Source organism: Capillimicrobium parvum, assembly GCF_021172045.1.
GTDB lineage: Bacteria > Actinomycetota > Thermoleophilia > Solirubrobacterales > Solirubrobacteraceae > Capillimicrobium > Capillimicrobium parvum.
In genome coordinates, this window is record NZ_CP087164.1 from 1,729,081 (window position 1) to 1,748,167 (window position 19,087).

The window sequence follows — 19,087 nt, forward strand, 5'->3', positions numbered from 1 at the left end:
GATTCAAGCCGACGCTCTGCCATAGGACAAATACGCATCTGCGCACAGATCGCGCGTGAACCGGCTATGGATCGGGCGTAGTGTTCGCCGGGCATGGCGGTCGACCTGCGGATCAGCCTGAAGAAGCTGGAGATTCTCGACCTGGTGGTCCAGCTGGGCGGCGTGGGCCGCGCCGCGGAGCACCTGTTCGTCGCGCAGCCGGTGGTCACGGCGCACATCCGGTCGCTCGAGGAGCGCCTCGGGGCCAAGCTCTTCTACCGGGAGGGCCGGCAGCTGCACCTGACCGAGGCCGGTCGAGCGGTGCACGAGTGGGCGGACGAGGTGCTGACCCGGACCCGCGAGCTCGAGCGCCACCTCGACGGCCTCTCCGGCGGCAAACAGGGCACCGTCGTGCTGGCCGCCAGCATGTCGGTGGGCAGCTATCGCCTGCCCGACGTGCTCACCGCGTTCGGCGCGGCGCACCCGCAGGCCCGGTTGCGCATGAGCGTGTCGGACACCGAGCACGCCGTCGAGGACACGCGGGCGGGTGCCGTGGACTTTGCGGTCGTGGTCTCCGACACGCTGCGCGAAATGCCCGGCATGGAGGCCGAGCACGTCGGTGACGACGAGATCGTGCTCGTGACCGCTCCCAGCGGCGAGCCGGCGGGGGATGCGATCCCGGCGCGGGGGTTGTCGGCGCTGCGGTTCGTCGACGCGCCCGAGGGCATCGTGCGACGCACGTTCGTCGACCGCCAGCTGCGGCGCCTGGGCGTGCCGGAGCGTGACGTCGTGCTCGAGTTCGGCCATCCCGAGGCGATGAAGCGCGCGGTCCGTGCCGGGCAGGGCGCGGCAATGCTGTTCCGCAGCGCCGTGGCCGACGAGCTCGCGCTCGGACTGCTGCGCGAGGTGCGCGTCGAGGGGGTCGAGGTCACCGTGCCGATCTACCTCGTGCACCGCAAGGGCAAGACCTTCTCGCCCCTGCACCGGGAGCTCATCGCCCAGATCGGCGCGGCGCTCTCACGCCGTGAGACGGACGTTCCGTCAGCCTCTTGCTGAACGGACGTTCAAGTTCAAGCCGGAGTGGGGCGCCAAGGGTGACGGTCCGGGCCGGCCGGCGGTCGTCAACACGACGTGCAGACGGCTACCGATCGGCCGGCTGGAGGATCACCTTCAGCTCGTCGGCGCCGCGGACGAGACTCGCGAACACCTCCGGCGCGCTGTCGAAGCCGGTGCGGCGGGTGATCAGCGCCTCGACGTCGAGGCGCCCATCGGCGATGAGGCCGAGCGCGTCGGAGAAGTCCCGGCTCGTGTAGACGTAGGAGCCGCGCAGCTGCAGTTCGCGCACGACGACCTGGTCGACGGGCAGGGGGACGTCCTCGCCGAAGAGGGCGACCACGACGACCACCCCGCCGGGCCGGCAGAGCGCGAGCGCCTCGGCGACCACGTCCGGCGCGGCGGCGGCGATCACGAGGACGTCGAACCCGCTGCCCCCGGAGACGCGACGGCCGGCGGCGGCGAGGTCGTCCTCACGGGCGTGGACGGCGTGCGCGCCGGCCAGGCGCCCGGCCATCTCGAGGTTGAACGGCTTGATGTCGGTGACGAGCGGTGCGCCCGCGCCGAGCTCGCGGGCGATCATCGCGACGAGCGTGCCGATCGAGCCCGCGCCGATGACGGCCAGCCGCGTGCCGGCGCCGACCCCGCCGACGCGACACGCGCGCAGGGCCACGGCCGCGGGCTCGACGAGCGCACCCGCCTCGAAGCTCACGTTGCCGGGGACCCGGTACAGCAGGGCGGCGGGCGCGACGATCCAGTCGCTGAACGTCCCGGCCCAGCCGACGCCGGGCACCCGGCGGTCGGTGCACAGGTTCGTCTCGCCGCGGCCGCACGGCTCGCACGATCCGCACGCGACGAGCGGCAGGAGCGCCACGCGGTCCCCGGGCGTCAGGTTCGTGACGCCGGGCCCCAGCGCCTCGACCACGCCGGAGACCTCGTGGCCGAGCACGACGGGCGGCACGCGGAACGGGTGGTGCCCGCGGTAGGTCGACAGGTCCGAGCCGCAGATCCCGCCCGCCCGCACGGCGACGCGGACCTCCCCGGGGCCGGGCTCCGGGACGGGCATCGCCGCCAGCTCGATCTCCTCGGGGGCGGTGAGCAGGACGGCCTGCATGGTCGGCGGGGGCACGCTCACGTCGGTGACGGATCCTGTCACGGCGCGGCGCCCAGGGCGGCGACCGCGTCGACCAGCCGGTCGACCTCGGCGGCGGTGTTGTAGAGCACGATGCTCGCGCGGACCGCGCCGCCGGTCTCGACCAGGCCGAGGCGGCGCATGAGCTCGTAGGCGTAGTTGTCCCCGGCCCACACGGCGATGCCCTGCTCGGACAGGCGGCTCGCGACCGCGCCGGGCGCATGGCCGTCGACCAGGAACGAGACGGTCGAGGTGCGCCGGCGCGGTGACCCGAGCAGGCGGACGCCCTCGATCGCCGACAGCCCCGCGACGAGTCGCTCGAGCAGCCCCTGCAGGCGGCCCTCGACCGCGGTGAACGCGGCCAGCAGGCGGGTGCGGCGATCGCCGGCGGCGTCGGTGAGCCCCGCCAGCCAGTCCACGGCGGCGCGGACCCCGGCCAGCAGCTCGAACGGCGGCGTCCCGCGCTCGAACCGGCCCGGCCCCGCGTCGGGCGCCGGCACGAGCTTCGCCGGCCGCAGGCGTTCGAGCAGCACCGGATCGGCGATCACCGCGCCGGTGTGGGGGCCGCAGAACTTGTAGGACGAGCAGGCGTAGAGGTCGGCGCCGAGCTGCGCCACGTCGGTCGGGACGTGCGGGGTGGCGTGCACGCCGTCGACGTACGTCAGTGCGCCCACGGCATGAGCGGCGTCGGCGATCGCGCGGACGCCGGGTCGCGTGCCGATCGCGTTGGACGCGGCGGTGACGGCGACCAGGCGCGTGCGCTCCGACAGGACGCGCTGCACGGCCTCGGCGGGCAGCTCGCCGGTCTCGGCGTCGAAGTCCGCCACCCGCACCGTCGCGCCGGCGCGCTCGGCGGCCAGCCGCCACGGCCGGACGTTCGCGTCGTGGTCGAGCGACGTGACGACCACCTCGTCCCCCCGACCCCAGGTGCGCGAGATCGCGTCGGCGAGGTGGAACGTGAGCGTCGTCATGTTCGGGCCGAGCACGACGCCCTCGGGCGCGCCGCCCACGAGGTCCGCGATCGCCGACCGGGCTTCCGCGACGACCTCGCTGCTCGTGCGCGAGGCGGCGAACGCGCCGCCCTGGTTCGCCATCGCCGTGCGCAGGGCCTCGGCGACCGCTTGCACGACCGCGACGGGCACCTGCGTGCCGGCCGCGCCGTCGAGCGCCGCGACGTCCGGCGACAGGGCCGGGAAGTGCGCGCGCACCTCGTCGACGGGCATGAGCCGTGGCGCCGGCGGCGGGATGGTGCTCATGGCGCACCATCCTGCGGGCCCGGCGCCGCGGTCGCAAGCCGGACCGGCCGTCCGCCGCCCGCGGGAGCGTGCCGGTATCGTGCCGCGGCGCCGTCGTCCGGCCCGGGCGGGTGCGTGGCCCGGAAGCTCGCAGCGAACATGAACCCCGACGCCCAAGCCATCCCTGCCCTCGACTCGCTCGGCGTCGTCGCCGATGCGGTGGCCCGCACGGACGAGACCCTGTCGCTCGCGGCGCGCCATCTCGACCCCTCGCTGGTCGACGTGCTGCGGATCCTCGGCTTCGACAAGGAGTTCCGGTCGGCGCAGGGGTCGTATCTCTACGACGAGGCCGGCCACGGGTACCTCGACCTCCACACCGGCGAGGGCTTCGCCAGCCTGGGCCACAACCATCCCGACGTCCGCGACGTCCTGCGCGCCACGGTCGACTCAGATCTCGCCGACGGCGTCCAGATGCACTACTCGGCCCTGGCGGGGATGCTCGCCGAGGCGCTGGCGCAGCGGCTGCCGCCCGGGCTCGACGCGGTGTTCTTCGCCAGCACGGGCGCGGAAGCCGTCGACTCGGCGATGAAGTTCGCGCGCGCCGCGACGCGCCGGCCGCGGTTGATCTCGTGCGACAGCAGCTTCCACGGGGTCACGCTGGGGCCGCTCTCGATGGTCGGCGACGAGTTCTTCAAGGAGGGGTTCGGCCCGCTGCTGCCGGGCTGCGATCGCGTGCCGTTCGGCGACCTCGCGCGCCTGGAGGCCGAGCTGCGCCACAAGGACGTCGCCGCCTTCTTCGTCGAGCCCATCCAGGGCCGGATGGTGTCGCTGCCGCCCGCCGGCTATCTGCAGGCGGCACAGGAGCTGTGCCGGCGCTACGGGACGCTGTTCGTCGTCGACGAGATCCAGACCGGGCTCGGGCGGACCGGCAGGTGGTTCGCCCTCGAGCACTGGGGGCTGGAGCCGGACTTCGTGCTCGTCGGCAAGGCGCTCAGCGGCGGCTACATGCCCGTCGCCGCGATGGTCACGAGGCGGGAGATCTACCAGAAGGCCGTGGGGACGCTCGAGCGCTCCTACGTGCACCAGTCGACCTACGGGCGCAACCGCCTGTCGATGGCGGCGGGGCTGGCGACGATGCGCATCATCGAGCGCGATCGGCTCATCGAGAACGCCGCCGCCATGAGCACCGTGCTGAGCGACGGGCTCGCCGAGCTGCAGGGCCGCTACGACATGATCCGGGAGGTCCGCGCCAGCGGGCTGATGATCGGCATCGAGCTGCAGCCGCCGAGCTCCCGCGCCGCACGGCTGAGCGTGCGCATGATCCGCATGGCGAGCGAGGGGCTCTTCCCGCAGCTGGTCGTCATCCCGCTGCACCGCGACCACCGCGTGATCACGATGGCGGCCGGCAAGAACGACGTGATCAAGCTCCTGCCGCCGCTGACCCTCTCGGAGCCGGAGGCCAGGACCTTCCTCGGCGCGCTCGACGTTGTGCTCGCCGATTGCTCGGGCGCCGCGGGCAAGAACTGGGCGGTCGTGCGCGACATCGCCACCGCCACCCTGCGCCGCCGTGACGCGCCCGGCGCTCCGGTCGCCGAGAAGGTGCGCTTCCGCGGCACCGCCGTCGACCCGTCGCGGGACGACGTCTGCCTCATCACGGGTGCGTCCGGGTTCATCGGCGGGCACCTGGCTCAGCGGCTCGTGCAGGAGGGCCACCAGGTCCGCTGCCTCGTGCGCGAGAGCAGCGACACGTCGCTGCTCGAGGAGCTCGGCGTCGAGATCGCGGTCGGCGACCTGACGAACGCGCGCTCGGTGGCCGGTGCCGCGGAGGGCTGCCGCTACGTGCTGCACTGCGGCGCCCAGGTCTCCGACTGGGCCACCGTCGACGAGATCGTCCGGGTCAACGTCGAGGGCACGCGGAACGTGCTCGAGGCCTCCGTCGACGCCTCCGTGCAGCGCTTCGTGCACTTCAGCACCACGGACGTCTACGGCTATCCCGGCTGCGCCGCGGTCGACGAGACGTTCGCCCCGACGCGCTTTCGCAACTGGTACTCGCAGACGAAGCTGGCGGCCGAGGCCGAGGTCCGGCGCGTCGACGACACCGGGGCGATCGACGCCGTCATCCTGCGCCCCGCGACGGTCTACGGACCGCGCTCGACGGACGTCGTCGGCGAGATCGCGCGGGCGATCCGCGGCGGCAACATGGTGCTCGTCGGCGGCGGTCGCGCCGTGGCCGGCCTCTGCTACGTCGAGAACCTCATGGATGCCGCGGTCCTCGCGCTCCGGGAGACCGCCGCGAGCGGCCACGCCTTCAACGTCAGCGACGGCCTCGACGTCACGTGGCGGGAGTTCACCGAGGGCCTGGCCAGCGGGCTCGGCTGCTCGCGCGTCCGGTGGAGCGTCCCGTACTGGCTGGCCAGCGGCATCGGCTACTCGTTCGAGCACGGCTACCGGTTCCTGCGCACGACGACGCGGCTGCGCACGACGCCGCTGCTGTCGCGCCAGGCCGTGCACGTGATGGGCATCGACCAGGACTTCAGCAACCGCAAGGCGCGGGAGGTGCTCGGCTGGCAGCCCCGGGTCGACTATCCGGGCGGCCTCGAGGCGACCGTCGCCTGGCTTCGCGCCGGCGACTGAGGGGATCGCGCAGGCGGCCGGCCTTGCAACGCGTCGCGGAGAGGAAGAACATCAGGCCAACCAGCGACGACGGGAGGCCACAAAATGGCCGGTGTGCAGTCACGGGACTTCGGCTCGCCTGACGAGACGCGGACCCCGGACAAGACGCGGGTGGACCTGGTGCGCATGGGCGGTACGACCGTCGGCCGGTTCACGTTCGAGCCGGGATGGCGGTGGTCGGAGTGCATCAAGCCCGTCGCCGGCACGGACAGCTGCAACGCGCGGCACGTCGGCATCGTCCACTCCGGCCGGTTGGGCGTGAGGCATGACGACGGAACCGAGCTCGACCTCAATGCGGGCGACGCGTACGTCATCGAGCCGGGCCATGACGCCTGGGTCATCGGTGACGAGCGCTTCGTCGCGTTCGAGTTCGAGTCGCGCGCGGCCGAGGAGTACGCCAAGGGCTGATCGGCCCGGCTCGGTCGCATCGGCGCCCCGCCGCGCGACCCACGCCGCCATGTCGCAATAGGGTCCCGCGGATGCCTGATCGAACGGTCGCGGAGGCTCGTGTCGGATGAGCGCTGCGCCGACCCTCGACGTCAGCGTGATGTTCCACCCCGACCGCGCGATCGGTGAGACCGCCGAGCTGGCCGCCGAGGTCGAGCGCCTGGGGTTGGCGGGCGTGTGGCTCGGCGACTCGCAGAGCATCTTCCGCGACGTGTTCACGGCGCTCACGCTCGTCGCGGAGCGCACCTCGCGCATCGCGCTCGGCGTCGGCGTCACGAACACGGTGTCGAGGCATCCGGCGGTGATCGCGGGCGCGATCGGATCGGTCGCCGAGCACGCCGCCGGGCGCACCGTCCTGCTCGGCATCGGGACGGGCGAGACCGCCGTCGAGTCGCTGGGGCGCAAGCCGGCCACGATCGCGCGCATGGAGGAGGTGGCGCGGGCGGTACGGGGGCTGAACGCGGGGGAGACGGTGACCTACGAGGGCGCCGAGATCACCCAGGACTGGCCGGCCCCGCGCGTGCCGATCGTCTTCGCGTCGACCGGGCCCCGATCGCTGCGCGCCGCGGGACGCACCGCCGACGGCGTGTACCTCAAGCTCGGGGTCGACCCCGACGTCCTGCGCTACGCCGTGTCGAACCTCGCCGCCGGCCGGGCCGAAGGGGGGCGGACCCTCGACGGCTTCCGCGTGGCCGCGATGGTGCCGGTGGCCGTCGACGACGATCCGGCGGTCGCGCGCGACGAGGTCCGCGGGTTCGCCGCGGCGATCGCGCGCGCCGCGGCCCGGGCGATCCCGCCCGAGGACCTGCCGCAGGAGATCGCGGCGACGATCGCCGAGCTCGAGCGCGTCTCCTCGGTGGCGCGCGGGCGCCAGAGCTACGTGCAGTGGCTGCACAGCCCGGAGTACGCGCGGATGATCCCCGACGCGATCGTCGACCGGTTCGCGATCGCCGGGACGGCGGCTCAGGTCGCCGGCCGGATCGCGGGCCTGGGCGCCGCGGGGGTCACCGAGGTGATCGCCCCGCTCGCGATGCCCGATCCCCGGCCGGCGCTGGGGAGGATCGGGGCCGGGGTCATGCCGCTGCTCGCGGCGACGCATCCGGGCGGCCGCCGAGCCTGACCTTCGCCGGGCCGGCCGGCGTCATCGCGAGCTCGACGTGCTGAATCCGCCGGCGAGTGCGCGGTAGCCGGCGTCGATCGTGGCGGCGAGGTCGCGTGATGGGTCGTCGACCCAGACGACGAAGGCGGCCATGGAGGTGCCGAGGGCGGCGTGGGCGATCGTCTGGGGGAGGTGGTCGTCGGGGTGCTGGGCGAGGCGGTGGGCGGCGAAGTCGGCGATGACGCGTCGCCATGCTTCGTATCGGAGCATGGAGTGGGCTTGGAGGGCGGAGACGGTCGTGATCAGCGTCATACGGATGCGCAGGTCGGGGAGCTGGTCGTCGGGGTAGGTGTTGGATGCGACGACCGCGTGGCGCAGCGTGGTCATGAGCGGCTCGTCGGTGGGTCGGGCGGCGAGCTCGGCGCGGAGCCGTTCGCAGACGAGCTCGAAGTCGCCCCAGACGGTGTCGTTCTTGGAGGAGAAGTAGCGAAACAGGGTGCGGCGGCCGACGCCGACGGCGCGGGCGATGTCGTCGATCGTCGTCTCGTCGAAGCCTTGGCGGGCGAAGAGGTCCAGGGCGATGCGGGCGACCTCCTCACGGGTGGTGCTCGCGGGGCGGCCTCGGGTGGGGTTGATTTGTGGCACGGGGTGCGGTAATTATTCCGGGACTGCCGACACAAGCGACGAGCAGGAGAGGTTCGCATGGATCAGGTTGTGGTGGACGAGCGTCCCGTCGAGCAGATGGAGGAGGCGGCCTCGGTCGAGCAGGCCGAGCCGGTCCTCGTCGAGGACGATCTGTTGATCGAGGACGTGTCGATCGACGGCATGTGCGGCGTGTACTGATCATGGTCGCGTTCGACGCCGAGCGGCCGTGGCGTCTGGGACGGCAGGTGGCGCTGCGGCCGGAGCCGTTCGGCGCCCTCGCATATCACTTCGGGACGCGGCGGCTGTCGTTCCTCAAGAGCCCGGCGCTGGTCGGGCTGGTGGAGTCGCTCGAGCGCCACGACAGCGCTCGGGAGGCCGTGGCCGCGGCCGGGGTATCCGATTGCGAGGTGCCGGTCTACGAGAAGGCGCTGGCCCGGCTGGCGGACACGGGGATGATCGAGCGGAGGGGGGCGGCGGCATGAGCGCGACGATCGCGCCGAAGCGGCTGGTCGAGCATTTCGAGGCCGGGCTCGATGCGCCGATCTGCCTGACGTGGGAGCTGACGTACGCGTGCAACCTGGCCTGTGTGCACTGCCTGTCGAGCTCGGGGCGCCGCGATCCGCGCGAGCTGTCGACCGCGGAGTGCAAGCGGGTGATCGACGAGCTCGAGCGGATGCAGGTCTTCTACGTGAACATCGGCGGCGGGGAGCCGACGGTGCGCCGGGACTTCTGGGAGCTCGTCGACTACGCCACCGCCCATCAGGTCGGCGTGAAGTTCTCGACGAACGGCAGCCGGATCACGCCGGAGCGAGCGGCGTGGCTGGCGGCGAGCGACTACGTCGACGTGCAGATCTCGCTGGACGGCGCGACGGCGGAGGTCAACGACCGGGTGCGTGGCCCGGGGTCGTATGCGATGGCGTTGGGGGCGATGGAGCACCTGGCGACCGCGGGCATGCGCGACTTCAAGCTGTCGGTCGTCGTCACGCGTGAGAACGCGGGGCAGCTCGACGCGTTCAAGGCGATCGCGGACCGTTACGGCGCGCAGCTGCGGCTGACGCGGCTGCGGCCGTCGGGGCGCGGCGCGGACGTCTGGGACGAGCTGCACCCGACGGCGCAGCAGCAGCGCACCGTCTACGACTGGCTGCTCGAGCACGGCGAGCAGGTGCTCACGGGCGACTCGTTCTTCCATCTGTCGGCGTACGGGCAGTCGCTGCCGGGGCTGAACCTGTGCGGCGCGGGCCGGGTCGTGTGTCTGATCGATCCGGTCGGCGACGTGTACGCGTGCCCGTTCGCGATCCACGAGGAGTTCCTGGCCGGCAACGTGCGCGAGCCGCGCGGGTTCGCCGGGGTGTGGCGGGACTCGGAGCTGTTTGCCGAGCTGCGGCGGCCGCAGTCGGCGGGTGCGTGCGGCAGCTGCGGGTTCTACGACGCGTGCCGCGGCGGCTGCATGGCGGCGAAGTTCTTCACGGGGCTGCCGCTGGCCGGGCCGGATCCGGAGTGCGTGCTCGGCCACGGCGAGCGGGCGCTGGCCGCGCGGGGCGATGCCCCCGCGCCGAAGCCGTCGGTCGACCACTCCCGTCGCCGGCCGCCGAAGCGCGATTGCGACGAGGATCCGCTCGCGGACTTCTGGCGCACGGTCGAGGCCCCGGTGCCCGTCTGATGGCGAGCACGAAGGAGTGGTTCGAGTCGGTCGCCGAGGCCCAGCGCCGGGCGAAGCGGCGCCTGCCGAAGTCGGTCTACGGGGCCTTGGTGGCGGGGGCCGAGCGCGGCGGCACGTTGGACGACAACGTGCGGGCGTTCGGCGAGCTGGGGCTGATCCCGCGGATCGCGACGGGGCTCGGCGGCGGCCGGGAGCTGGCGACGACCGTGCTCGGTCAGGAGGTGTCGCTGCCGGTGGTCGTGTCGCCGGCCGGGGTGCAGGCGGTGCATCCCGAGGGCGAGGTCGCGGTCGCGCGTGCGGCGGCGGCGTCGGGCACCGCGATGGGGCTGAGCTCGTTCGCGAGCAAGCCGATCGAGGAGGTCGCGGCAGCGAACCCGAAGGTGTTCTTCCAGACGTACTGGATGGGCACCCGCGAGCGCATGGTGCACGTGATGGACCGGGCGCGCACGGCGGGGGCGCAGGGGCTGATCGTCACGCTCGACTGGACGTTCGCGCACCGCCGCGACTGGGGCAGCCCGGCGATCCCCGAGCGCCTGGACCTCAAGACGATGGCGCGGCTGGCGCCCGAGGTGCTCTTGCGGCCGCGGTGGCTGGCGGATTGGGCGCGGGGCGGCGGGGCGCCGGATCTCGCGGTGCCGAACGTCGCCGGACCGGGCGAGCCGCCGCCGTCGTTCTTCGGCGCCTACGGCGAGTGGATGATGACCCCGCCCGCGACGTGGCCCGACATCGCCTGGATGCGTGAGGCGTGGGGCGGTCCGTTCCTCGTCAAGGGCATCATGCACCCGGACGACGCGCGACGGGCGGTCGAGATCGGCGCCGACGCGATCTCGGTGTCCAACCACGGCGGCAACAACGTCGACTCCACACCGGCGTCGATCCGGGCGCTGCCCGGCATCGTGGATGCGGTCGGCGATCACGTCGAGGTGCTGCTCGACGGCGGCATCCGGCGCGGCAGCGACGTCGTCAAGGCACTCGCGCTCGGCGCCCGGGCGGTGTTGATCGGCCGCGCGTACCTCTGGGGGATGGCGGCCAACGGTGAAGCGGGCGTGCACAACGTCCTGGAGATCCTGCGCGCCGGGATCGACGAGACCCTGGTCGGGCTCGGCCGGGCGTCGATCCACGACCTGACGCCGCGGGACGTCCTGATGGCGCCGGGCTTCGCGATCCACGACGGCGCGGGAGCATCGTCGCCGGCATGAGCGCGGCGCTGGCGGACGCGACCTGGACGCAGCTCGAGGGCGGGGCGCGGCCCCGCGTTCTCGCGGTGCCGGTCGGCTCCACCGAGCAGCACGGACCGCATCTGCCGCTGTCGACCGACACGGACATCGCGGTGGCGATCGCGGGCGAGGTGGCCCGGATGCGTTCGCAGGTGGTGGTGGCGCCGGCGGTCGCGTACGGCTCCAGCGGAGAGCACGCCGGCTTCCCCGGCACGCTGTCGATCGGCCGGGCGGCCACCGAGCTGCTGCTCGTCGAGCTCGGCCGCTCCGCGAGCGCGACGTTCCCGCGGATCGTGTTCATCTCCGCGCACGGCGGCAACCGCGAACCGGTCGTGCGCGCACAGCGGCGGCTGCTCGCGGAGGACCGCGACGTGCTCGCGTTCTTTCCCGCCTGGCGCGGCGACGCCCATGCTGGGCGCACGGAGACGTCGCTCATGCTGGCGGTCGCGCCGGAGCGCGTCCGGATGGACCGGGCGCGGGCCGGGGAGACGGCGCCGATCGGCACCTTGATGGCGAAGCTCGTCGCCGCCGGGGTGCGCCCGGTGAGCGGCAACGGCGTCCTCGGCGATCCCACCGGCGCGACGGCGCAGGAGGGGCGGGCCCTGCTCGCGGAGGCCGGCGCGGCGCTGGCGCGAATGGTCGACGACCGGCCGGTGGACGCGGCGTGACGGGCGTCGCGATCGTCACCGGCGCGGCCCGCGGGATCGGCGCGGCCACGGTGCGGCGCCTGGCGGCGGACGGCTGGCAGGTGATCGCCGTCGACCTGTGCGCGGACGACCCGCGGCTGCCGTACCCGCTCGGCACGGAGGCGGAGCTGGAGCGGGCGGTGGCCGACGCCGATGCGGCCGGCCCCGGCGCGGCCATCGGCCGCATCGCAGATGCCGGAGACGCCGAGGCCATGGCGCGCATCGTCGCCGAGGCGCAGGAGCTCCATGGCGGGCTGGACGCGTTCATCGCCTCGGCCGGGGTGATCGCGGGCGGCGTGCCGCTGTGGGAGATGGCGCCCGACCAGGAGCGCGCGGTCGTCGAGACCGATCTCCTCGCGGTGATGACCGGCGCGCGGGTCGCGATCCCGGCGCTGCTGAGCCGTCCGCAGCCGCGGTCGGGCCGGTACCTGGCCGTCGCATCCACGGCCGCGACGCGCGGGCTGCCGCTGCTGGCCGCCTACTGCGCGGCCAAGGCCGGGGTCACGGGGCTCGTGCGGGCGCTGGCGGCCGAGCTGCGCGGCACCGGCGTGACCGCCAACGCCGTGAGCCCGGGATCGACCGCCACGCCGATCCTCGACGAGAGCGCGCGCCTCTACCAGCTCGAGTCCGCGGAGGCCTTCGCGGCCCAGCAGCCGCTCGACCGGCTCATCCGGCCCGACGAGGTCGCCGCCGTGCTCTGCATGCTCGCCGGCCCGGACGGCGCCGCGGTGACCGGCGCGACCGTCCCGGTCGACGGCGGCCTGGCGCTGTGACGCCGCTGCCGTCCGGCTTCGGGCTCGTGCTCGACCGGTCCGTGCGCCGCTACCGCGACGGGCGAGTGCTCGTCGGCGGCCAGCCTCCGCGCCGTATCCGGCTCAGCGACGCGGGCCGGGCGGCGCTCGCCGATCTCCTCGCCGGCCGCGCCGGCTCCCCGCCGGCCATGCGGCTCGCGCGCCGGCTGGTCGACGCGGGCCTCGCCCATCCGCGCCCGCCGGCCGCCGCCGCCGGCCCGCTCGACGTCACGGTCGTCATCCCCGCCCGAGACCGGCCGGAGGCACTGCGCCGCTGCCTGGCGAGCCTCGACCCGGCGACGCCCGTGGTCGTCGTCGACGACGGCTCGGAGGATCCGGCCGCGGTGGCCGCCGTCTGCCGCGACCATGGCGCGCGGCGGCTGCACCACGAGCGAAGCGCGGGTCCGGCGACCGCGCGCAACACCGGGGTGGCCGCGGCGACGACCGAGCTGATCGCGTTCCTCGACAGCGACTGCATCGCGGACCCCGGCTGGATCGGTCGCTTGGCCGGCCACTTCGCCGACCCCCTCGTGGGCGCCGTCGCGCCTCGGATCCGGCCCTGGTTCCTGGTCTGCGGCGACGGCTGGGTGAGCCGGTTCGACCAGGCCCGCTGTGCGCTCGATCTCGGCCCCCGTGAGAGCCTCGTCGGGCCGGGCCGGATCGTCCCCTACGTCCCGTCCGCGGCGCTCATCGCGCGGCGCCGCGCCCTTCCCGCCTTCGACGAGCGGCTCCTGCACGGCGAGGACGTCGATCTCGTCTGGCGCCTGAACGACGCCGGATGGCGCGTCCGCTACGACCCGGGCGTCGTCGTCGAGCACGAGGAGCCGCAGACCCTACGGGCGCTGCTGGACCGCCGATGGCGCTACGGCACCTCCGCGGCCCCGCTCGCCCGCCGGCACCCGGGCCGGTTCGCCGCGGTCGTCACGCGGCCGGTCCCCGCGGCGGCCGCGGCGTTGCTCCTCGCGCGTCGCCCCGTGGCCGCGGCCTGCCTCGTCGCGGCCCAGGCGGCATGGTGGCAGCGGCGCCTCGGACCGGCGGGGCTGCCCGCGCGGCGGACATTCGCCTGGTCGGCGCAGGCCGTGGGGGAGACGCTTGTCGGCTGCGGGGCAGCGGCGACGACGTACGCCGCGCCCCTGCTCGCGCTCGGGCTCTCGCGCCGGGCGACCCGCGCCCCCGCCGCACTCCTCCTGGCCGGCGCGCCGGTCGTCACGTGGGTGCGCCGCCGGCCCGCGCTCGACCCGGTTCGCTGGACGCTGGCCTCAGTGTGCGAGGACGTCGCCTACGGCGCGGGCGTGTGGCGGGCGTGTGCTTCGCAGCGCACCGTCGATCCGGTGCGGCTCGTGTTCATCCGGCGCCCTTCTCCCCCCACGGGTTGGCCAGGAGGGCCGTCTCGGGTTCGGCGGGAACGCGCACGTCGGCCGGCGGGAACGCCTCCTGCAGATGCGCGCCCGCGCCGCGGTCGGTGATCTCGATCCGGTCGCCGTGGCGCCAGACGCGCGGCCGGTTGCGCGTGCGCGACCTGCTCAAGGAGCCCGCACACCGCGGCACGCGACCCCCGCAAAGCGGTCGTCTGCCGTCCGGTCATGGGGCCGCCGGGCGTCGACGCGGGCCGGGGAGTCCCGTATGGCTGGACACGGTGTCTGCCAGCATCCGCCGTGCTACGGTCGCGACGAAGAGCGCCGCTTGTCCGCCGGCAAACGGGACTCATCGAGAGGAATCGGAGGGAGATGATGCGAGCACTCATCGCAGGCGGGGGCATGGGCGGGCTCATGACTGCCCTGGCCCTGCGGGAATCGGGCGTCTTCGACAGGATCGACGTCTTCGAGCAGACACCGATGCCCAGCACCGCAGGAGCGGGGCTGAACATCCCACCGAACGGCGCGCGGCTGTGCCGGTGGCTGGGCGTCGACCTGGACGGCGGCGACCCCAGGGGACCCGACGGAGCGATCGACGGCGGCCGGGCGGCGATCCTCGACGCGACGCGGATGATCTGGGACGACAACTCCGTGTCGCGAAGGCCGCTCGACCACAACACGGCGGCCAACGACAACGCCGGCTTCCACCACATGCACCGCCTCGACCTGCTGATGTGCCTGTACAAGCGGGTCTTCGAGTTCGCGCCGGAGAGCGGCGTCAACTGCCCCATCCAGGTCCACATGGCCAAGCGACTGGCGGACGTCAGTCAGGATGAGAACGCCGTGACCGTGACGTTCTCCGACGGCACAACGGAGACCGGCGACCTCCTGGTCGGTGCGGACGGCGTCAACTCGCAGGTGCTGGAGGCGGTCTGGCCGGGCGTGTCGAACAAGCGCTGGACCGAGGTCACGGTCTACCGCGGTCTTGTCCCGAAGGACAAGGTCGCCACCGCCCGCAAGCTCGACGGCAGCCCGCTCGACCACAACCCCATCGACTCGTCCTCGATGGACAGCCGCGACCACCCGTACGCGCAGAGCATGACGTACTGGGTGCGTGGCCACGAACTGCTCAACGTGTGGCTGGCCTACTACGAGCCCAACTCCGAGGAGTTCGAGGGCGACGAGGGCGACTGGTTCCCCGTCGAGCACGAGGAGATGCTCGGAAACATGAGCAAGGCGTTCGGCGACGACCCCCGTCTCGGCGACGTCCTCGCGCTCGCCAGCCTGATCGAGCGGCCGACGAAGTGGGGGCTCTACGACCGCGACGCGCTCGAGAACTGGACCGAGGGTCGCGTGTGCCTGCTGGGCGACGCCGCTCACCCGATGCTGCCGACCTACGGCCAGGGTGCCGCCCAGGCCTTCGAGGACGCCGCGGCCCTGGGCAAGTGCTTCGAACTGCACGGCGCCGACATCTACAGCGCGCTGCTGCACTACGAGCGCGTCCGCTACTACCGCGCCACGCGCTTCCAGTTCGCGTCGAAGTTCCTCTTTAAGCACCTCGAGCCGGAGGACTCACCCCAACGCCGGCAGATCCTCAAGGCGCTCGACGAGCGCGACTACCCCGTGTTCGATCACACGGAGCGCGCGGGCAGCGACGACTCGTGGATCTACGCGTTCGACGCCCGCAACATCGGCGACAAGCTGCCGATCAAGAAGCTCGGACCGTGGGACTTCCGCTCGCGCGAGATCGCGCTCGACGCCCGTAAGCAGGTCGCCCGCAGCCTCTGGAAGCCGGAGAAGCCGCTGACGGGCGACCGGCCCGTCACGCGCGAGGAGCTCGCCCAGCACGCGACGTTCGACGATTGCTGGGTGGTCATCCGCGGCAACGTCTACGACTTCACCGAGTGGAAGGACCACCACCCCGGCGGTCCGTTCGTCGCCCGGATGTACGGCGGCAAGGACGCCACGGCGGAGTTCGGCGACTTCCACAGCCCGCTCGCCGAGCGGCACATGGAGCACTTCTGCGTGGGGCCGCTGGTCGGAGCCCCCGCCGAGCGCGCCGGCGACGCCGTCGAGGTCGAGCCGGCCAGGACCTGACCGGGCTACGCAACTGTGGTGCGGCGGCCTCTCGCTTCATGAGACGCCGCCGCACCATGATCTGCCGACAGGTCCTCAACGCTCCGGGCATTCCCCACCCGACGCCGATCCCGACTCGGACGAGCACGAGCTTGCCCCGATCGTCGTCGCCGATCAGCACTGTCTGCCCATCGGACCGCGTCGCGCGTTGGCGTGACACTTCATCCGGTGTCTCCTTGGTGCTGACGTCTCGCAACGCCCAGCCTCCAGGGAAGCCGACGGCGCATCTCGGTGTGCAAACTGTCGTCGATCATGCTCGCGGCCTTCCGTCGCTTGATGTGGTCCGTCCTTGACGGCATTAACGGCGGGCCACGCGGAGTTGCTGCGACCGCGGCCGGGCCGTCCCCGGTGACAGTCGCGCCCAACCCTCGGTGAAGAGGCCGCCTGCGCGGGCGATCGCTTCCTCGGTTTCCGCCGCGGCGGATCGCATGCGGATCTCTTCGAGGTGCGCGTAGATGCGCTTGGTCGTGGTGATCTGGGCATCTTCGGGTCCGGAAACAAGAAACCCCGCCGTAGCGGGGCTTCACCAGTGCGCCGGAGAGGACTCGAACCTCCACGAGCTATTCGCTCACAAGGCCCTCAATGAGGCTCCGTAGCTGTCAGACCGCTCTTTTCCAAGCATACATCGGGCGTCATGTCCGCGGATCTGGACGATTCGGACGCATCTGGTGAGAAGTTCGTTCTCAAACCCTTCTCACGTCGCGCACGAAGGTCGCCCAAGGCTAAGGCTCCGTGCGTGAGAGTCGTGCGGTCTAGGACGTTGAACTCGCGCCGACTGTCCCGTTACGCGGCGGGGAAGGCGAAGCGCTCGACCTCTGTGGCGAATGCGGTGAGCGGTTGAGGGATCCGGTCGAGTGTCCGCATCAGCGCAGCGATTCTCTTGTAGGTGGTGGCGTGGTTCGGCACGTCGTACCGGTCCTCGTAGAAGCGCTTGCGATTCCCGTTGTCTCTTCGATTACGCTGCCACTCTTCCGACGCCATGCCGTGGCCCGGGTACTTCGGAAACTGATCCCTGAGGACCTCCTCGTCGAGTGCGTCGAAGATGTCGTCGACGGGAAGGGCGAACGGCTGAACGGTGCGGTCGTTGACTGCCGCGTTCTGCAGCAGCGACGCCATTGCGTTGAGTTCGGTGTCTCGCGACCGCAACGACTCCTGCCGGAAGTCTGCGTCGTCGAGAAGTCGCTGAATGACGGCTGGCTCCAGCTTGTCAAAGACGACCGCCAGCCGTGCGCGCGTGAACTTCACGAGCACCTCGTGCTCGACGATCTGCGCATGCCGCCCGACGCCGGCGATGGGCACGGTGACGATCCCGGCGCGGTGGAAACGGCTGCCGAACAGTTCGTCGAGGACGACTTGGTCATGGCGGCCCTCCACGAACAGGATGACCTCGATGTTCGTGAGTAACTCGCCACGGTCAAGTCCCATGTCCTCGGCAACATCTGAGTACGCGGTCAGCTCGTCTGGCGAGAACGGGATCAGCTCGGACCGGCCACTGAAGGTGCGACGAACATGCACGAACCGCGTGTCCGACCCAGCACTCAAGAAGGCGTGCGCGTGCGTGGCGATGAGTCCCTGCGATCCGCGCGTCCTCAGCAGATCGATCAGCCAGCGAGCCGCAGCGCGTTGGAGCCTTGGGTTCAGATGACGCTCGGGCTCGTCGAGCAGATACAGACGAGGCCGAACGGCAGAGACGCGCTGAACGAGCTTCGGTGCCGGCTCGTTCTCGTCGCGCCATGGGCTATCTACGCCGCTGGCCAGAGCAAACGCGGCGCCTAGCGTCCGCTGGAAGGGCGGGTCCACCGCCTTGCTGGCGGCTTCGTCCAGCAGTCGCAGGTATCGATCGATCGTCGCTGACCCGGCCGGACGGCGGTTGTAGACGACAGCCTCGATCTCGAACAGGGCGTGGCGCAGTCCCAGCTCTGCCCGCCTCATCGCGTCAGCCGCCTCCAGGAGAGCGATCTCGGCCCATAGCCGTAGGCCGTCGGCGACCGAGCTGTGGTCGTAGACGGATCCGTCAGCAGCCGAGACGAGCGACACGACCACGGGGTCGTCCTCTCGCCACCGCAGCAGGTCTTGAGGCTTCACCTCAAGCTGGTAGCGCTCCTTCAAGAAGTCGGGTGCCAGACTGGTCGCCAGCTCGCTCAGGTGTCGGCAGCCAGCGAGCGCGAGCGGTCGACAGGCGACGGACCCTTCGTCTCGCACGGTCCAGAGGGTCTCTGGGGCCGGTCGGTCCTCCACGCGGCGGGCGAAGCTCTCCGCGATGTCGATCCAGTCGTCAACGCCTTCGACCTCTTGCCAGGCGTCACGCAGCCACTCGAGTGCGGACTTGGTTGACATGGCCCAGAGCACGTGCGCCAGCCACCCTTCCAGCGCGTCGGCGAGCTGCTGGCGCAGCCACCCCGGATCGGTGCTCGGGACGTGTACCGGCATGGGAAGCGCAGGGAGGTCGATGGTGCCGATCCGTGTCGCCCGTTCGCTGAATCCGCTGAAGGAGTGAGCGCCGGCGAGCGGACCTATGTCATGCAACCAGCTGACCAGGAGACCTGGCCGCCCAGTCGGCGGCTTGCCGCACCAGTCGTCGAGCGCCTCCAGGGCGAAGACCGACGAGCGTGAGAGCGCCGCGCGATGCGATGGATCCGCCATGGCAAGCCAGGCGGAACGGCCGTCCGGGGTGCTGGGCGGCCCGTCATCGTCCTCGTCGAGCTGCCGCGCATAGGTGGCGTTCAGGAGCTGCTCGGTGTCCTCAGCCTCGAGCTGGACCGTGAAGCGGTGCTCTCGACGTGCTGGCCGGCCCTCGATGAGGTCGTCAAGCGAGCGGGCCCCGTTGGCGATGGTGCTCAGCAGCCGGGACTTGCCGACATCGTTGGGACCGAACAGGACTGTGACGTCCCCTAGGGCGATGAAGCCGCTCGCGACCGGGGCGTCGGCGCCGGCGAACTCGTAGGCGACTAGGCGCATCGGGAGAGTGCATCAGGTCGG

At 72.3% G+C, this 19,087-nt stretch carries 16 protein-coding genes; 12 read left to right on the plus strand and 4 right to left on the minus strand.

Features of this window, described 5'->3' with window-relative positions:
* Window positions 1-93 precede the first annotated feature (93 nt).
* The gene (locus DSM104329_RS08550; RefSeq protein WP_259315012.1) at window positions 94-1,035 is read left to right on the plus strand and encodes a LysR family transcriptional regulator; all 942 of its coding nucleotides are present in this window, start codon (window positions 94-96) and stop codon (window positions 1,033-1,035) included.
* An 85-nt stretch (window positions 1,036-1,120) separates the two neighbouring features.
* Here DSM104329_RS08550 and DSM104329_RS08555 read toward each other — a convergent pair whose 3' ends face one another.
* Both DSM104329_RS08555 and DSM104329_RS08560 read right to left on the minus strand, forming a co-directional pair.
* Window positions 1,121-2,167 carry a zinc-dependent alcohol dehydrogenase gene (locus tag DSM104329_RS08555; protein ID WP_259315013.1) on the minus strand — a complete coding sequence of 349 codons (1,047 nt, stop codon included), beginning with the start codon at window positions 2,165-2,167 and terminating at the stop codon, window positions 1,121-1,123.
* A 17-nt stretch (window positions 2,168-2,184) separates the two neighbouring features.
* Complete coding sequence (locus tag DSM104329_RS08560; RefSeq protein ID WP_407655903.1) at window positions 2,185-3,387, minus strand: cysteine desulfurase-like protein; 1,203 nt, start codon at window positions 3,385-3,387, stop codon at window positions 2,185-2,187.
* Window positions 3,388-3,558: 171 nt separating this feature from the next.
* Here DSM104329_RS08560 and DSM104329_RS08565 point away from each other — a divergent pair, with 171 nt between their 5' ends.
* From DSM104329_RS08565 to DSM104329_RS08575, 3 genes are all read left to right on the plus strand, one after another.
* Complete coding sequence (locus tag DSM104329_RS08565) at window positions 3,559-6,033, plus strand: aminotransferase class III-fold pyridoxal phosphate-dependent enzyme (RefSeq protein ID WP_259315015.1); 2,475 nt, start codon at window positions 3,559-3,561, stop codon at window positions 6,031-6,033.
* 84 nt (window positions 6,034-6,117) lie between these two features.
* A complete protein-coding gene (locus tag DSM104329_RS08570; protein WP_259315016.1) occupies window positions 6,118-6,480 on the plus strand; it encodes a cupin domain-containing protein in 363 nt (120 codons plus the stop codon).
* Window positions 6,481-6,586: 106 nt separating this feature from the next.
* Entirely contained in the window at window positions 6,587-7,639 is a 1,053-nt protein-coding gene (locus DSM104329_RS08575) for an LLM class flavin-dependent oxidoreductase (RefSeq protein WP_259315017.1), read from the plus strand.
* A 21-nt stretch (window positions 7,640-7,660) separates the two neighbouring features.
* Here DSM104329_RS08575 and mftR read toward each other — a convergent pair whose 3' ends face one another.
* Window positions 7,661-8,263, minus strand: coding sequence for a mycofactocin system transcriptional regulator (gene mftR, locus DSM104329_RS08580; RefSeq protein ID WP_259315018.1), 603 nt, complete (start codon window positions 8,261-8,263; stop codon window positions 7,661-7,663).
* Between the two features lie 57 nt (window positions 8,264-8,320).
* Between mftR and mftA the strand changes: the two genes are divergently transcribed.
* The 8 genes from mftA to DSM104329_RS08620 all read left to right on the plus strand — a co-directional run bounded on the left by mftA (window position 8,321) and on the right by DSM104329_RS08620 (window position 16,069).
* Entirely contained in the window at window positions 8,321-8,461 is a 141-nt protein-coding gene (mftA, locus tag DSM104329_RS08585) for a mycofactocin precursor MftA (RefSeq protein WP_259315019.1), read from the plus strand.
* 2 nt (window positions 8,462-8,463) lie between these two features.
* Window positions 8,464-8,745 (plus strand): mycofactocin biosynthesis chaperone MftB, encoded by a 282-nt coding sequence (mftB, locus tag DSM104329_RS08590; RefSeq protein ID WP_259315020.1) that lies wholly within the window; start codon window positions 8,464-8,466, stop codon window positions 8,743-8,745.
* Window positions 8,742-9,923: a mycofactocin radical SAM maturase gene (mftC, locus tag DSM104329_RS08595; protein WP_259315021.1), complete on the plus strand. Its 1,182-nt coding sequence runs from the start codon at window positions 8,742-8,744 to the stop codon at window positions 9,921-9,923. Before mftB ends, mftC begins: the two co-directional genes overlap by 4 nt.
* Window positions 9,923-11,122, plus strand: coding sequence for a pre-mycofactocin synthase MftD (gene mftD, locus DSM104329_RS08600; RefSeq protein ID WP_259315022.1), 1,200 nt, complete (start codon window positions 9,923-9,925; stop codon window positions 11,120-11,122). The genes mftC and mftD overlap by 1 nt, the downstream gene beginning before the upstream one ends.
* Entirely contained in the window at window positions 11,119-11,808 is a 690-nt protein-coding gene (mftE, locus tag DSM104329_RS08605; protein ID WP_259315023.1) for a mycofactocin biosynthesis peptidyl-dipeptidase MftE, read from the plus strand. Before mftD ends, mftE begins: the two co-directional genes overlap by 4 nt.
* Complete coding sequence (locus tag DSM104329_RS08610) at window positions 11,805-12,599, plus strand: mycofactocin-coupled SDR family oxidoreductase (RefSeq protein WP_259315024.1); 795 nt, start codon at window positions 11,805-11,807, stop codon at window positions 12,597-12,599. Before mftE ends, DSM104329_RS08610 begins: the two co-directional genes overlap by 4 nt.
* Window positions 12,596-14,083, plus strand: coding sequence for a mycofactocin biosynthesis glycosyltransferase MftF (gene mftF / locus DSM104329_RS08615; RefSeq protein WP_259315025.1), 1,488 nt, complete (start codon window positions 12,596-12,598; stop codon window positions 14,081-14,083). Before DSM104329_RS08610 ends, mftF begins: the two co-directional genes overlap by 4 nt.
* Window positions 14,084-14,347: 264 nt before the next feature.
* Window positions 14,348-16,069, plus strand: coding sequence for a cytochrome b5 domain-containing protein (locus DSM104329_RS08620; RefSeq protein ID WP_259316198.1), 1,722 nt, complete (start codon window positions 14,348-14,350; stop codon window positions 16,067-16,069).
* 822 nt (window positions 16,070-16,891) lie between these two features.
* Here the strand turns inward: DSM104329_RS08620 and DSM104329_RS08625 are convergent.
* Window positions 16,892-19,066, minus strand: a complete 2,175-nt coding sequence (locus DSM104329_RS08625; protein ID WP_259315026.1) for a hypothetical protein — start codon at window positions 19,064-19,066, stop codon at window positions 16,892-16,894.
* Window positions 19,067-19,087 lie beyond the last annotated feature (21 nt).

What these genes read in the sequence shown, in the direction of transcription:
- DSM104329_RS08550 (WP_259315012.1), top strand. Translation starts at nt 94, where the DNA reads ATGGCGGTCGACCTGCGGATCAGCCTGAAGAAGCTGGAGATTCTCGAC.
- DSM104329_RS08560 (WP_407655903.1), bottom strand. Translation starts at nt 3,387, where the DNA reads ATGCCCGTCGACGAGGTGCGCGCGCACTTCCCGGCCCTGTCGCCGGAC.
- DSM104329_RS08565 (WP_259315015.1), top strand. Translation starts at nt 3,559, where the DNA reads ATGAACCCCGACGCCCAAGCCATCCCTGCCCTCGACTCGCTCGGCGTC.
- DSM104329_RS08570 (WP_259315016.1), top strand. Translation starts at nt 6,118, where the DNA reads ATGGCCGGTGTGCAGTCACGGGACTTCGGCTCGCCTGACGAGACGCGG.
- DSM104329_RS08575 (WP_259315017.1), top strand. Translation starts at nt 6,587, where the DNA reads ATGAGCGCTGCGCCGACCCTCGACGTCAGCGTGATGTTCCACCCCGAC.
- mftA (WP_259315019.1), top strand. Translation starts at nt 8,321, where the DNA reads ATGGATCAGGTTGTGGTGGACGAGCGTCCCGTCGAGCAGATGGAGGAG.
- mftB (WP_259315020.1), top strand. Translation starts at nt 8,464, where the DNA reads ATGGTCGCGTTCGACGCCGAGCGGCCGTGGCGTCTGGGACGGCAGGTG.
- mftC (WP_259315021.1), top strand. Translation starts at nt 8,742, where the DNA reads ATGAGCGCGACGATCGCGCCGAAGCGGCTGGTCGAGCATTTCGAGGCC.
- mftD (WP_259315022.1), top strand. Translation starts at nt 9,923, where the DNA reads ATGGCGAGCACGAAGGAGTGGTTCGAGTCGGTCGCCGAGGCCCAGCGC.
- mftE (WP_259315023.1), top strand. Translation starts at nt 11,119, where the DNA reads ATGAGCGCGGCGCTGGCGGACGCGACCTGGACGCAGCTCGAGGGCGGG.
- DSM104329_RS08620 (WP_259316198.1), top strand. Translation starts at nt 14,348, where the DNA reads ATGCGAGCACTCATCGCAGGCGGGGGCATGGGCGGGCTCATGACTGCC.
- DSM104329_RS08625 (WP_259315026.1), bottom strand. Translation starts at nt 19,066, where the DNA reads ATGCGCCTAGTCGCCTACGAGTTCGCCGGCGCCGACGCCCCGGTCGCG.